Origin of the sequence: Nonomuraea sp. MG754425 (assembly GCF_021699195.1) — a bacterium.
Lineage (GTDB): Bacteria > Actinomycetota > Actinomycetes > Streptosporangiales > Streptosporangiaceae > Nonomuraea.
The window spans coordinates 51,572-64,291 of the sequence record NZ_SSXE01000003.1 but is presented as its reverse complement, the minus strand read 5'-3'; the positions used below and the strand labels follow the sequence as shown (position 1 = coordinate 64,291).

Annotated in this window: 12 protein-coding genes and 1 riboswitch; of the genes, 3 read left to right on the top strand and 9 right to left on the bottom strand. The window is 72.1% G+C overall.

Going from position 1 to position 12,720, the window contains the following annotated elements; all coding sequences use genetic code 11:
* Positions 1 to 37: 37 nt before the first annotated feature.
* The 3 genes from FAF44_RS01790 to gcvT are packed head-to-tail and all read right to left on the bottom strand — an operon-like array spanning position 38 to position 2,946.
* Complete coding sequence (locus FAF44_RS01790) at positions 38 to 1,414, bottom strand: L-serine ammonia-lyase (RefSeq protein WP_237101186.1); 1,377 nt, start codon at positions 1,412 to 1,414, stop codon at positions 38 to 40.
* Positions 1,415 to 1,474: 60 nt separating this feature from the next.
* Positions 1,475 to 1,864, bottom strand: coding sequence for a glycine cleavage system protein GcvH (gene gcvH / locus FAF44_RS01785; RefSeq protein ID WP_237101185.1), 390 nt, complete (start codon positions 1,862 to 1,864; stop codon positions 1,475 to 1,477).
* Positions 1,861 to 2,946 (bottom strand): glycine cleavage system aminomethyltransferase GcvT, encoded by a 1,086-nt coding sequence (gcvT, locus tag FAF44_RS01780; RefSeq protein WP_237101184.1) that lies wholly within the window; start codon positions 2,944 to 2,946, stop codon positions 1,861 to 1,863. The genes gcvH and gcvT overlap by 4 nt, the downstream gene beginning before the upstream one ends.
* 130 nt (positions 2,947 to 3,076) lie before the next feature.
* Positions 3,077 to 3,174, bottom strand: a riboswitch (glycine riboswitch).
* Positions 3,175 to 3,277: 103 nt separating this feature from the next.
* Here gcvT and FAF44_RS01775 point away from each other — a divergent pair.
* Positions 3,278 to 4,105: a hypothetical protein gene (locus FAF44_RS01775; RefSeq protein WP_237101183.1), complete on the top strand. Its 828-nt coding sequence runs from the start codon at positions 3,278 to 3,280 to the stop codon at positions 4,103 to 4,105.
* 22 nt (positions 4,106 to 4,127) lie between these two features.
* Here FAF44_RS01775 and FAF44_RS01770 read toward each other — a convergent pair whose 3' ends face one another.
* From FAF44_RS01770 to FAF44_RS01755, 4 genes are read right to left on the bottom strand one after another with little or no spacing between them, the layout of a single operon-like run.
* On the bottom strand, positions 4,128 to 4,820 hold the full coding sequence (locus tag FAF44_RS01770) for a gamma-glutamyl-gamma-aminobutyrate hydrolase family protein (protein WP_237101182.1): 693 nt from the start codon (positions 4,818 to 4,820) through the stop codon (positions 4,128 to 4,130).
* A gap of 9 nt (positions 4,821 to 4,829) precedes the next feature.
* A complete protein-coding gene (locus FAF44_RS01765; protein WP_237101181.1) occupies positions 4,830 to 5,594 on the bottom strand; it encodes a 3-oxoacyl-ACP reductase in 765 nt (254 codons plus the stop codon).
* A gap of 8 nt (positions 5,595 to 5,602) precedes the next feature.
* Positions 5,603 to 6,946 (bottom strand): aldehyde dehydrogenase, encoded by a 1,344-nt coding sequence (locus tag FAF44_RS01760; RefSeq protein ID WP_237101180.1) that lies wholly within the window; start codon positions 6,944 to 6,946, stop codon positions 5,603 to 5,605.
* Between the two features lie 9 nt (positions 6,947 to 6,955).
* Positions 6,956 to 8,326 (bottom strand): glutamine synthetase family protein, encoded by a 1,371-nt coding sequence (locus tag FAF44_RS01755; RefSeq protein ID WP_237101179.1) that lies wholly within the window; start codon positions 8,324 to 8,326, stop codon positions 6,956 to 6,958.
* A gap of 124 nt (positions 8,327 to 8,450) precedes the next feature.
* Between FAF44_RS01755 and FAF44_RS01750 the strand changes: the two genes are divergently transcribed.
* Together FAF44_RS01750 and FAF44_RS01745 are read left to right on the top strand one after the other, a co-directional pair.
* The gene (locus tag FAF44_RS01750) at positions 8,451 to 9,155 is read left to right on the top strand and encodes a FadR/GntR family transcriptional regulator (protein ID WP_237101178.1); all 705 of its coding nucleotides are present in this window, start codon (positions 8,451 to 8,453) and stop codon (positions 9,153 to 9,155) included.
* 81 nt (positions 9,156 to 9,236) lie between these two features.
* The gene (locus FAF44_RS01745) at positions 9,237 to 9,989 is read left to right on the top strand and encodes a hypothetical protein (RefSeq protein WP_237101177.1); all 753 of its coding nucleotides are present in this window, start codon (positions 9,237 to 9,239) and stop codon (positions 9,987 to 9,989) included.
* Between the two features lie 23 nt (positions 9,990 to 10,012).
* On the opposite strand, the gene FAF44_RS01740 is transcribed toward FAF44_RS01745, so the two are convergent.
* Together FAF44_RS01740 and FAF44_RS01735 are read right to left on the bottom strand one after the other, a co-directional pair.
* Positions 10,013 to 11,494 carry a nickel/cobalt transporter gene (locus FAF44_RS01740; protein WP_237101176.1) on the bottom strand — a complete coding sequence of 494 codons (1,482 nt, stop codon included), beginning with the start codon at positions 11,492 to 11,494 and terminating at the stop codon, positions 10,013 to 10,015.
* Positions 11,491 to 12,702, bottom strand: a complete 1,212-nt coding sequence (locus FAF44_RS01735) for a lipopolysaccharide assembly protein LapB (RefSeq protein WP_237101175.1) — start codon at positions 12,700 to 12,702, stop codon at positions 11,491 to 11,493. Before FAF44_RS01735 ends, FAF44_RS01740 begins: the two co-directional genes overlap by 4 nt.
* Between the last annotated feature and the right edge of the window lie 18 nt (positions 12,703 to 12,720).

Genomic DNA, 12,720 nt, shown 5'->3' with positions numbered 1-12,720 from the left:
CTGAGTGGTACAGCTCTATGGTACCACTCAGAGGTGATCAGCACTCGATGACGTTCACCGCGAGCCCGCCGCGCGACGTCTCCTTGTACTTGTCCAGCATGTCGCGGCCGGTGTCGCGCATCGTCTTGATCGCCTTGTCCAGTGCCACGAAGTGCCGGCCGTCGCCGCGCAGCGCGATGCGGGCGGCGGTGATGGCCTTGTTGGAGGCCACCGCGTTGCGCTCGATGCACGGGATCTGCACCAGGCCGCCGATCGGGTCGCAGGTCAGGCCCAGGTTGTGCTCGATGCCGATCTCGGCCGCGTTCTCCACCTGCTCGGGCGTGCCCCCGAGGACCTCCGTGAGGGCGGCCGAGGCCATCGAGCAGGCCGAGCCCACCTCGCCCTGGCAGCCCACCTCGGCCCCGGAGATGGAGGCGTTCTCCTTGAACAGCACCCCGATCGCGCCGGCCGTCAGCAGGAAGCGGACCACGCCGTCGTCGTCGGCGTGCGGGACGAACCGGGTGTAGTAGCTCAGGACGGCCGGGATGATGCCGGCGGCGCCGTTCGTGGGCGCGGTGACGATGCGCCCGCCGGCCGCGTTCTCCTCGTTGACCGCCAAGGCGAACAGCGTGACCCAGTCCATGGCCTGCAACGGGTCCCTCTCCGGCGGCTCCGACTGCAGACGGCGGTGGAGCTGGTTGGCGCGGCGCCTGACCTTCAGGCCGCCCGGCAGCACGCCCTCCGTCGCGATGCCCCGGCGCACGCACTCGGACATGACCTGCCACAGGTGAAGCAGCCCGCGCCGGATCTCCTCCTCCGTACGGCCGAACGCCCGCTCGTTCCGCAGCATCAGGGCGGAGATCGACAGACCGGTGTTCGAGCAGTGCTTGAGCAACTCCTCGCCGGTGGTGAAGGGGAAGGGCAGCACGGTGTCGTCGGGCTTGATGCGGTCGGCGCCGGTGGCCTTCTCGTCCACGACGAAGCCGCCGCCGACCGAGAAGTAGACCTTCTCCCTGAGCCGCTCGCCGGAGGCCGCGCGGGCGGTGAAGCGCATGCCGTTCGGGTGCTCGGGCAGGGAGATCTTGCGCTCGAAGACGAGGTCCTCGCCGACGACGAAGGGGATCTCGTGGGTGCCGAACAGGGTGACCGTGCCCGACTCGCGCATCGCGGCGATGCGGGCGTCCACGGTGTCCACGTCCACCAGTTCGGGCTTCTCGCCGGACAGGCCGAGCAGGACCGCCTTGTCGCTGCCGTGGCCCTTGCCGGTCAGGCCGAGCGAGCCGTACAGGATGGCCTCCACCCGGGCCACCTGATCCAGCAGGCCGTCCTCGTGCAGGCCACGGACGAACTTGTGCGCCGCCGCCATCGGGCCGCCCGTGTGGGAGCTCGACGGGCCGATGCCGATCTTGAACAGGTCGAAGACGCTGATCGCCATTGATGTGCGCCCCTCATGGTGCGGGGCCGGGGCCCCCGAGCGGGGCCCCGGCGGTGAAGGTCAGGACTCGCCTGAGGTGAGTGCGGTGTACTCCTCGGGCGAGAGCAGGTCCTCAGGGTCGCCTGCCACGCGCACCTTGAACATCCAGCCATCGCCGTACGGGTCGCTGTTGACGAGGCCCGGGTCGTCCACGACGACCTGGTTCACCTCGGTGATCTCACCGCCGACGGGGGCGTAGATCTCGTTCACCGACTTGGTCGACTCCACCTCGCCGACCGAGTCGCCCCGCTCGACGTTCGCGCCGACCTCGGGGAGCTGCACGTAGACGACGTCACCAAGCTGCTCGGCGGCGAAGGCCGTCACGCCGACGGTCACCACGAGGCCGTCGTCGAGGCCGGCCACCCACTCGTGCTCCTTGGTGTAGCTCAGGTCGTCAGGGATGTTGCTCACTTGTTCCTCCTGTAAAAGGGCAGCTCGACCAGGTCCATAGGTTCATGGCTGCCCCGGATGTCCACAGCCAGGCCTGAATCGGCGCCGGTGTCGACGTAGGCCATCGCGATGGGCTTTCCCAGGGTCTGGGAGGGCGCACCGCTGGTGACCTCGCCGACGACGACGCCGTCCTTGGTGACCGGGTAACCGTGACGCGGCACCCGGCGGCCCCGCGCGACCAGGCCGACGAGCCCGCGCCGCGGGGGGTCGTTCCTGACCGCCTCGAGCGCCGACCTGCCGACGAAGTCACCCGGCTTGTCGAATTTCACCACCCTGCCCAGCCCCGCGTCGAACGGGGTGAGCTCGGCGTTGAGCTCGTTGCCGTACAGGGGCATGCCCGCCTCCAGCCGGAGCGTGTCGCGGCTCGACAGGCCCGCGGGCGTGAGCCCGTACGGCTGCCCGGCCGCCGCGATCGCGTGCCAGAGGGGGACGGCGTCCTGGTTGGCCACGAACAGCTCGAAGCCGTCCTCGCCGGTGTAGCCGGTCCGGGCGATCAGCGCCTGCCGGCCGTCCACCAGGCCGGGCAGGCCCGCGTAGTACTTGAGCCCGCCGAGGTCGGCGTCGGTGAGCGTGGCGAGGATCTCCTGGGAGCGCGGGCCCTGGACGGCGATCAGCGCGTACTGGTCGGAGCGGTCCTCGACCACCGTGTCGTACGCCTTCGCCCGGCCGCGCAGCTCGTGGGCGACCGTCTCGTAGTTCGAGGCGTTCGCCACGACCATGAACTCCTCGTCCCCGAGCCGGTAGACGATGAGGTCGTCGAGCACCCCGCCGCGCTCGTTCACGATCATGGTGTATCTGGCGCGGCCGGGGGCCAGCGCCGACAGGTGCCCGACCAGCGCGTAGTCCAGCGCCTGGCCCGCCTGCGGGCCGGTCAGGAAGATCTCGCCCATGTGCGAGAGGTCGAACAGCCCGGCGGCCTCGCGTACGGCCCGGTGTTCCGCGGACTCGCTGCCGTACCGGAGGGGCATGAGCCATCCGGCGAAGTCGGTGAGCGTGGCACCGAGGCTCTCGTGAACGTCTCGTAGCGGTGTCGGTCGGGACATTGGGCGCACCTCAGGACAGGAGTGGATGCCAGGATCCTCCCCCTCTGTCATCGATGCCTGAGAGCTTCGCCCGGCTTTTGCCGGACTTTCACCTTCGGCGAGGCCCATGGGCCTGCTTTCCAGAGGACACCTCGTCCGTGCGGTCCTTTGCCTTGAGAGGTTCGCGGGGAGGGCTTGCTCCTTCAGGGACCCTGACCGGCTGTCAGGGTGCTCTCCCGCACGGTTTCGACGGTGATGTTCGTCAGCCTAGTGCCGTTACGGGGTTGTTGTCGCGTTGCGGGCCCGATGTGAACCGCGCGGGGCGCGATCACGTCATAGGAGTATGCATCGGTTGACGGGAAGCCTGGCGTTGGTGGCCGCTCTGTCGGCGGTGGCGTCCTGCGGCGCCCGCCCGGCCGCCGCACCGGAGCCGGCTCGTCACACGGCCAGCATGACCGTGCTCGAAGGCGGCGGCCACGGCCCCCAGCTCTGCTACGCCGTCATGACGTCGGACCCGCCCCAGTGCGACGGCCCCGACGTCGTCGGCCTGGACTGGGCCGAGGTGGCGCACGAGTCGAGCGGCGGCGTGAAATGGGGCCGGTACCGGCTGGTCGGCACCTGGGACGGCAGGCGGCTGACGCTGACGGAGCCGCCCGGCGAGCCCGAGGCGACCCCGGCGCGGGAACCGGGCAGGCTCGACACCCCGTGTCCCGCTCCCGAAGGCGGCTGGCGGGCCGTGGACGAGGCCACGACCACGGAGAAGGCGATGAACAAGGCCGTCGAGCGGGCCCGCACGGCGGAGGACTTCGCGGGGGCCTGGTTCGACCGGCTCGACCCGGCACCGACCCCCGTGCGGGAGGAGCCGATCGACGCCGCGCGCCACGTGGTCAACCTGCGCTTCACGGGTGACCTGGCAGCGCGGGAGCGGTGGATCCGCGAGGTGTGGGGCGGCCCGCTGTGCCTGACCCCGGCCGAGCGCACGGAGGCCGAACTGCTCGCGATCCAGCGGGACCTGGGGGAGGAGAAGGACGCCGGGATCCTCGCGACCTCGCCCGACCCCGTCACGAACCGGGTGAACGTCAGCGTCTGGGTGGTGAGCGACGACCTGCGCCGCCGCCTGGAGGACAGGTACGGGGCCGAGGCCATCTCGATAGAGGGGGCGTTCAGGCCGGCCGGGTGAGCCCCGGCCGGCCTGAGCGGTGTCAGCAGGCCCGGACCAGCGCCTCGAACAGCGCGTGGTCGTCGGCCGTCTCCGGGTGCCACTGCACGGCCATGGTGAACGCCTCCGAGGCGTCCGTCTCGACGGCCTCGATCGTGCCGTCGCCGGTGGCGGCGGTGACGGTCAGGCCGGGGGCGAGGCGGTCCACGGCCTGGTGGTGGTAGTGCGCGACCGTCACCGGCTGCTCGCCCAGCGCCTTGGCCAGGCGGGTGCCGGGGGCGGGGGTGACGGGCAGGTGCCCGAAGCGCCCCGGCCCCGGGCAGTGGCCGGTGTGCCCGACCAGGTCGGGCAGGTGCTGGTGGAGGCTGCCGCCGAGGGCCACGTTGAGCACCTGGAGGCCGCGGCAGACGCCCAGGAAGGGCAGCCCGGCGTCGAGCGCCGCCGAAATGACGGCGAACTCCGCGTCATCACGAAATTTCCGGACGTAGCCGCTCTGCTCGTGCGGCTCCGCTCCGTACCGCGCCGGGTCGACGTCGCCGCCCCCGGCCAGGATCAGCCCGTCGAGCCGGCGCACCAGCCCGGCGGGCGCGCCGGCCGGCGGCAGCAGGACCGGCTGGCCGCCCGCGCGCACCACCCGCTCCACGTACGCGTACGGCAGCAGCGCCGCGGGGGTGTCCTGCCACACCGTGAACGAGGCGGTCTCGACGTAACACGTGATGCCGATGACGGGACCCATGCCGTCCTCCTAGAGCGGGGTGACGTAGGCGCCGGAGATGCCGCCGTCCACCAGGAACTCGCTGGCCGTGATGAACGAGGAGTCGTCGCTGGCCAGGAACGCCACCGCGGCCGCGATCTCCGACGCCTCGGCGAAGCGGCCCACGGGCACGTGCACCAGCCGCCGCTGCGCCCGCTCCGGGTCCTTGGCGAACAACTCCTGGAGCAGCGGCGTGTTCACCGGCCCCGGGCACAGCGCGTTGACCCGGATGCCCTCCCTGGCGAACTGCACGCCCAGCTCCCGCGACATCGCCAGCACCCCGCCCTTGGACGCGGTGTAGGAGATCTGCGAGGTCGCCGACCCCAGGACGGCCACGAAGGACGCCGTGTTGATGATCGACCCCTTGCCCTGACGGCGCATGTACGGGATGACGTGCTTGCAGCACAGGTAGACGCTCGTCAGGTTCACCTCCTGGACACGGCGCCAGGCGTCGAGGCCGGTCTCCAGGATCGAGTCGTCGTCGGGGGGCGAGATGCCGGCGTTGTTGAAGGCGACGTCCACGCTCCCGTAGGTGTCGTACGCCGTGCGGAACATCCGGGCGACGTCGTCCTCGCTGGTCACGTCCGCCTTGACGAAGAGGCCGCCGACGCCGTCGGCCGCCTTGACGCCCGCCTCCTCGTCCACGTCCACGCAGACCACCCGGGCGCCCTCGTCGGCGAAGCGGCGGGCCGTGGCCAGCCCGATCCCGCTGGCCGCGCCGGTGATGACCGCCACCCTATCCTGCAACCGCTGCATGTGCCCACTCACTCCGTTGAGATGAAGACGTTCTTGGTCTCGGTGAACGCCGCCAGCGCGTCAGGGCCGAGTTCCCTGCCGAGGCCGGACTGCTTGAAGCCGCCGAACGGGGTCCAGTAGCGGACCGAGGAATGGGAGTTCACCGACAGCGCGCCCGCCTCGACAGCCCTGGCCACGCGCAGCGCCCGCCCCACGTCGCGGGTCCAGATGGAGCCGCTCAGCCCGTACGGGGTGTCGTTGGCGATCCGGACGGCCTGCGCCTCGTCCTCGAACCGCACCACCGACACGACGGGCCCGAAGATCTCCTCGGTGAACGCCCGGTCGGTGACCTCGGGGGTCAGCACGGTCGGCGGGAACCAGTACCCCTTGCCCTCGGGGCAGGATCCGCGCAGGTAGGGCTCGCCCTCGACGAAGCCGCGCACGCGTTCGAGGTGTTCGGCGCTGATCAGCGGGCCCATCTCGGTGGCCTCGTCGAGCGGGTCGCCGACCACGACCCCGCGCACGGCTCCGGCCAGGCGCTCCATGAACTCGTCGTGGACGGCGGCCTGGACGAGGATCCTGGACCTGGCGCAGCAGTCCTGGCCGGCGTTGTCGAAGACGGCGTAGGGCGCGCTGCTCGCGGCCCTGGCGAGGTCGGCGTCGGCGAAGACGATGTTCGCGGACTTGCCGCCCAGCTCCAGCGTGACCCGCTTGACCTGGCTCGCCGCCTTGGCGGCGATCTCCTTGCCGACCTCGGTCGAGCCGGTGAACACGATCTTGGCCACGCCGGGATGCGCCACCAGGCGGGCCCCCGCGACCTCCCCTGCTCCAGGCAGCACCTGGAGCACCCCCTCGGGGAGGCCCGCCGCCAGGGCCAGCTCGGCCAGCCTCAGCGCGGTCAGCGGAGTCCACTCGGCCGGCTTGACGATCACGGTGTTGCCCGCCGCCAGCGCCGGGGCCGCGCCCCACATCATGATCACCATGGGGAAGTTCCACGGCACGATGATCCCGACGACGCCCAGAGGCTCCTGGAAGGTCAGGTCCACCCCGCCGGGCACCGGGATCTGCTTGCCGTGGTTGCGTTCGGGGGCGCCGGCGTAGAAGTGCAGCACGTCGCGTACGTTGCCGGCCTCCCAGCGGGCGTTGCCGATCGTGTGCCCGGCGTTGGCCACCTCCAGCCGCGCCAGCTCCTCACCGTGCTCGTCCACGAGGCCGGCGAAGCGGCGCAGCAGCCGCGCCCGCTCGCCCGGCGCCACCTCGCGCCAGGCCGCCTGCGCCTTCCTGGCACGCTCCACGGCCAGGTCCACCTCGGCCGCGTCTGCCAACTCCACATCGGCGAGGACGTCCTCCGTCGCCGGGTTGACGATCTTCATGCGCTCACGTCACATCCGCTCGAAACCACGGAACATCTCCCAGTCCGTCACCGCCGCGTCGTAGGCGGCCAGTTCCACCCGCGCGTTGTTCGCGTAGTGCTCGACCACGTCCGCGCCGAACGCCTCGCGGGCCGGTTCCGACGCCTCGAACAGGGCCAGCGCGTCGCGCAGGGTGTGCGGCACGGTCTCGGCGCCGGAGGTGTAGGCGTTGCCCTCGTACGGGTCCTCCAGCGCCAGTTCGGCGTCGATGCCGCGCAGCCCGGCCGCGATCAGCGCCGACACCGCCAAATACGGGTTCACGTCGCCGCCCGGCACGCGGTTCTCCACCCGCAGCGAGCTGCCGTGGCCGACGAGCCGCAGCGAGCAGGTGCGGTTGTCCACGCCCCACTTGACGGCCGTGGGGGCGAAGCTGCCGGGCACGTAGCGCTTGTAGGAGTTGATGTTGGGGGCGTACAGGAGGGTCAGTTCTCGCAGGTGGGCGAGCTGGCCGGCGACGAAGCCCGCGCCGAGCGGCGAGAGCCCGTACGGCTGCGTGCCCGCCATCACCGGCTCGTCCCCGCCGCCGCGCAGCGAGATGTGGATGTGGCAGGAGTTGCCCTCGCGCTGGTTCGGCTTGGCCATGAACGTGATCGACCGGCCCTCCTGGGCGGCGATCTCCTTGGCGCCGGTCTTGTAGATGACGTGGTTGTCGCACGTGCGCAGCGCCTCGTCGTAGCGGAAGGTGATCTCGTGCTGGCCCAGGTTGCACTCGCCCTTGGCGGACTCGACGTAGAGGCCGGCGCCTTCCATCTCGCGCCTGATCCGGCGCAGCAGCGGCTCGATGCGGGCCGTGCCGAGCAGCGAGTAGTCTACGTTGTAGAGGTTGGCCGGGGTCAGGTCGCGGTAGGCGCGCCGCCAGGCGTCCTCGTAGCTGTCGTCGTAGACCACGAACTCCAGCTCGGTGCCGACGTAGGCGGTCAGGCCGCGCTCGGCCAGGCGGGCGAGCTGCCCGCGCAGGATCTGGCGCGGGGAGGGGGTCACGTCGCGGCCGTCCTCCCAGCCCAGGTCGGCCATCAGCATCGCGGTCCCCTCGTGCCAGGGGACCCGGCGCAGCGTGGCGAGGTCGGGCCGCATCACGAAGTCGCCGTAGCCCCGCTCCCAGGACGACATCGCGTAGCCGGGGACGGTGTTCATGTCCACGTCCACCGCCAGCAGGTAGTTGCAGCCTTCGGAGCCGTGATGCAGCACCTCGTCGAGAAAGTAGCGCGCCGACAGTCTCTTGCCCTGCAACCTGCCCTGCATGTCGGCGATCGCGAGCAGGACGGTGTCGATCCGGCCCGCCGCCACGTCGGCGCGCAACTCGGAGACGGACAGGTACCCGGTGCTCGCTCGATCGCTCACGCTGTGCAGCTCCGATCTGGCCTGAAGCGCTTTCCCGTTAATTGGGCTAGTCTCAGACCATTGATGTGTATGGCGGGATCGCTTGTCAAGACCTGAGGACACGTTGGACGAGTCGGCGCGTTTGATGACGGTGTTGCGCCCGGTCAGAGCGGGCAACGCCTTCGAGGAGACGGTGGAACGGCTGCTCCAGGCGATCAAACTGGGCGTCGTCCCGCCCGGTCGGAAACTGCCCCCCGAGCGCGAGCTCGCCGTGCGGCTCGGCATCAGCAGGGTCACGCTGCGCGAGGCCATCCGCGCCCTGTCGGACGCGGGCTACCTCGACGTGCGCCGGGGCCGCTACGGCGGCGCGTTCGTCACGTACGTGCCGCCCCGGCCGGACGCCGGCGACCTGCGCCAGGCGGTCAACAAGATGGGCACGGCCGAACTGACGGACGCGCTCACCTTCCGACTGGCCGTGGAGTGCGGGGCCGCCCAGGTGCTGGCCGCGTCCGAGCTGACGCAGGACAGGCGCGCCGTGCTCGTACGCCGGCTCGCCGAGCTCAACGAGGCGGGGCTGGAGGACTACCGCCGCCTCGACACCGCCTTCCACCTGTCGATCGCCGAGCTGACCGGCTCCACCCTGCTCGCCACGGCCTGCGCGGACGCCCGCTCGCGGGTCAGCGACCTGCTGAACGCCATCCCGATGCTCCAGGTCAACCTGGACCACGCCGTCGCGCAGCACCAGGCCATCGTGGACGCCATCCTCGCCGGCGACCCCGAGGCGGCCAGGCGGGCGGTCGTGGAGCACCTGGAGGGGACGGCGGCCCTGCTACGGGCGTTCCTGGCCTGAGCGGCGGGCGCGGCGCGGGCCGTCCGGGAGTGGCAAAGCACCTGGAACAGGCGATCTCCTCATACCATCGGAACCAGTGCCATGAGGGACTGGTTTCAGCAAAGCATCATCGCCACAGGACGGCTGCCGCTGTTCTGCTACTTCGTCATGCTCATCGCCGCCTTCATCGCCACCCGGATCAACGTCCGGCTGATCAGGGCGAAGATCGGCTGGTTCCGCAATATCAACGTGGGGGAGATGCACATCCACCACGTGGTGTTCGGCGTGGTGCTGATGCTGGTCGGCGGGGTCACGCTCATCGTCTCGCCCAGCTCGCAGGCCGGGACCGCCGTCGCGGCCTCCGTCTTCGGCGTCGGCTCGGCGCTGGTGCTCGACGAGTTCGCGCTCATCCTGCACCTGCACGACGTCTACTGGGAGGAGGAGGGGCGCACCTCGGTGGACGCGGTCTTCATCGCGGTCGCCGTGACCGGCCTGCTCCTCATCGGCCTGCGCCCCCTCACCTGGAACTACGGCACCCCCGTCAACCCCGCCGCGCTGATCGTGGCCAATCTGGCCTTAGCCGTCGTCACGCTGCTCAAGGGCAAGATCTGGACGGGCATGGCCGGGCTGTTCGTGCCGCCCATGCTGCTGGTGGGGGCGATCCGGCTGGCACGGCCCGGCTCGCCGTGGGCCCGCTGGTTCTTCGCCGGGCAGTCGCCGCGCAAGATGGCCAAAGCCATCCACCGCGAGGAGCGGTGGCGGCGGCCGGCGATCAGGGCGAAGATCGCGTTCCAGGAGTTCCTGTCCGGACGTCACGACCTGCCGTCCACCCGGCGCGGACGCCGGCACACCTGACGCACGCCCGCCGCGGCTCCCCGCTAGAGGGATGCCACTGAGCGCAGGGCCAGGCCCGCGCCCAGCAGGACGACCATGGCCGCCGTGCCCACGGGAGCCAGGCCCGAGACCCTGGCCGCCAGCCGGCGACCGGCCGAGGCGCGCGCCTCCAGGCGGTCCACGAGCCTGACCAGGAGCAGGCCGGTGACGGTGAGGGTGGCGGCCATGCCGACGCCGTACGCGGTCACCAGGGCCACGCCGAACCACGTCCGGCCCAGGGCGATCGCGCCGAGCAGCACGATCAGGGCCGAAGGGCTGGGGACGAGGCCGCCCGCCACTCCCAGCCCGACCAGCCCCGCCCGCCTGCCGGGCGCGGAGCCGTCGTGCCCGTGCCCGTGCCCATGACCATGACCATGATCGTGCCCGTGCCCGTGCCCGTGCCCGTGCCCGTGCCCGTGCCCGTGCCCGTGATCGTGCAGGGCCGGGCGGCGGGCGTCGCGCAGGAGGCGGAGGCCGACGACGGCGATCAGCGCGCCGCCCGCCACCCCCAGCCAGGCCAGCACCGACTCCCCGGCCAGCGTCGTGAACGCCGACAGCAGCAGCCCCACCACCAGCACCCCGGCCGTGTGCGTGACCGTCACCGTCGCGCCCACCACCAGCGCGTCGCGCGGACGGCCCCGCCGCCCGGCCAGGTACGCGGCCATGACGGTCTTCCCGTGCCCCGGGATGAGCGCGTGCCCCGCCCCGAGCACCACGGCCAGCCCCACCGCCAGCAGCCCCAGCGGAACCGTCAGCGCGTCCGAGCCGATCAGCCCCGTGAACGTGCGCTCCAGCGCGGCCAGCGCCGTGCCGAGCGGGCCGCCGATCCCGGCGTCCAGGCCCCCGGACGGCGTGCCCCCCGCCGCCGCGCCGGACCCGGACGGCGGTCCCAGGGCCGGGCCCGCGACGGTGAACGTGGCCGTGCGCTGGTCGAGCGGGTCCGACAGCAGGTCGTCGGGGTAGGCCAGCAACTCCCGGCTGACACTCGCCGCCGGAGCCGACGAGCCGCTCAGCCGCACGCCGTCCCCGGCCACGGTGATCTCACGCCAGCCGATCCTGTCCTGGTCGAACCCGTCGGTGAACCTCATGGCCCCCGCGGCGCGGACTTCGGCCACGAGCCGGCAGGACAGGCGGCTGGTCTCCAGGCCCCCTTCGCCGGGGGCGTAGGCGAAGGCGGAGCTCGTCACCCGCCACGGCGTCGCCCGCCCGGCCACCTCCAGCCGCTGGGCGGCGGCCAGGGCGGCGCAGCGGCGGGCCGCGTACGAGGCGTCCACCTCCGCCCTGGCCTGGAGGGTGGGCAGTTCGGCCAGATCGACGACGGCGAGGCTGGTCACCTGCGTGGGCGAGACCCGCAGTCCGTTGTAGTGGTTGACGGTGAACCGGCCGAGCGGATGGGCCGAGGCGGCGCCGCTCAGCAGCACGCTCGCGCACAACGCGAGCAGCAGGCCCGCCAGGGCCGACAGCAGGCCGAGCCGGAACACTCTCATGAGAACCTCGCCAGTGACGACAGCGTCGGGTCGAATCCAGGGTCCACCCGCGCGGGACGGCCGAGGGCCTGCTCGATCTTCGCGCGGTGGTAGGCGAGCAGCGGGTTCCGCCAGCCGGTGGCGGTCGCCTCCTTGGCGTACCGCAGCGCCTCGGCCGGTTCGCCGGCCCGGTACAGGGCCCAGGCCAGGGCGTCGGCGGCGACGAGGTTCGGGTTGCGGGCGTACTCGGCCCTGGCGTGGCCGACGGCCAGGTCCGGGTCGCCGTGGTCGGCCTCGAACTCGGCCCACGTCAGGTCGTCGCGCACGCCCGCGGCCCGGTAGAGATCGCGCTGGGCCCTGAGCAGCGTCCAGTCGGCGCGCCCGCCGGCCTTGATCCGGGTCTCGCCCTGCTCGATGAGGTACTGGGGCAGGGGCAGCCGCCGGACCACGGTGTCGTAGAGGTCGAGCGCCTCGTCGAGACGACCGCCGAGCGCCGCGGCCCTGGCCTGGCCGGCGAGGGCGGGCGGGTAGGCGGGGTAGGCGCGCAGCGCCTCGGCGTACCAGCCGGCCGCCGTCTTCAGGTCGCCCGCGTGCAGGGCCAGCTCGCCCAGGTAGTAGCGGCTGTAGGCGAGGTCGGCCGGCGTCCAGGCGTCGGCGTGGGCGTATTCGAGGTACCTGCGTGCTCCGTCCCGGTCGCCGCGCAGTTCCGCCGCGTAGGAGGCGCGGGAGAAGGCGGCCACTCCCGGGTGCAGGTCCATCATCCGGTCCACGGCCCGTTGCGCGCCGTCCAGGTCGCCGAGTTGCGTCCTGGCGTCGGCCAGCACGCCGTAGGCCGCGAGCCCGTACGGGTTGGCCTCGACGGCGCGTTCGGCCAGGCGGACCGCGTCGGCGAACTCGTGGCGGCCGGCGGCCAGCGCGGCCTGCCCGGCCAGGACGGTGTCGTCGCGGCCGTCGAGCCCGGCGGCGGTGGCCAGGGCGCCTTCGGCCTTCGTGTAGTACATCGGGTCGCCGGTGAGCCTGGCCTGGTCCACGTAGTGGAGGGCGAGTTCGGCCCAGCCTCGGTGGTCGCCGGGCACGCGCCTGAGCCGCTCCTGGAGGCTTTCGCGGCCCGGCGGGTCCTGCGGAGACAGGGCCGCGGGCGGGGTCACCGGCGAGGAGGAGAAGGAGACGATCGTGAAGAGCGTCGCCGTGAGGAGGGCGAGGCCGGCGAATATCGCGAACGCGCGCATGTCCAGGGCTCCAGAACT

Bases quoted from the DNA above. Each gene is read 5' to 3' on its own strand.
- FAF44_RS01770 (WP_237101182.1), bottom strand. From the start codon at position 4,820: ATGGGTCCCGTCATCGGCATCACGTGTTACGTCGAGACCGCCTCGTTC.
- gcvT (WP_237101184.1), bottom strand. From the start codon at position 2,946: ATGTCCCGACCGACACCGCTACGAGACGTTCACGAGAGCCTCGGTGCC.
- FAF44_RS01745 (WP_237101177.1), top strand. From the start codon at position 9,237: ATGAGGGACTGGTTTCAGCAAAGCATCATCGCCACAGGACGGCTGCCG.
- FAF44_RS01750 (WP_237101178.1), top strand. From the start codon at position 8,451: ATGACGGTGTTGCGCCCGGTCAGAGCGGGCAACGCCTTCGAGGAGACG.
- FAF44_RS01765 (WP_237101181.1), bottom strand. From the start codon at position 5,594: ATGCAGCGGTTGCAGGATAGGGTGGCGGTCATCACCGGCGCGGCCAGC.
- FAF44_RS01790 (WP_237101186.1), bottom strand. From the start codon at position 1,414: ATGGCGATCAGCGTCTTCGACCTGTTCAAGATCGGCATCGGCCCGTCG.
- FAF44_RS01740 (WP_237101176.1), bottom strand. From the start codon at position 11,494: ATGAGAGTGTTCCGGCTCGGCCTGCTGTCGGCCCTGGCGGGCCTGCTG.
- FAF44_RS01760 (WP_237101180.1), bottom strand. From the start codon at position 6,946: ATGAAGATCGTCAACCCGGCGACGGAGGACGTCCTCGCCGATGTGGAG.
- FAF44_RS01735 (WP_237101175.1), bottom strand. From the start codon at position 12,702: ATGCGCGCGTTCGCGATATTCGCCGGCCTCGCCCTCCTCACGGCGACG.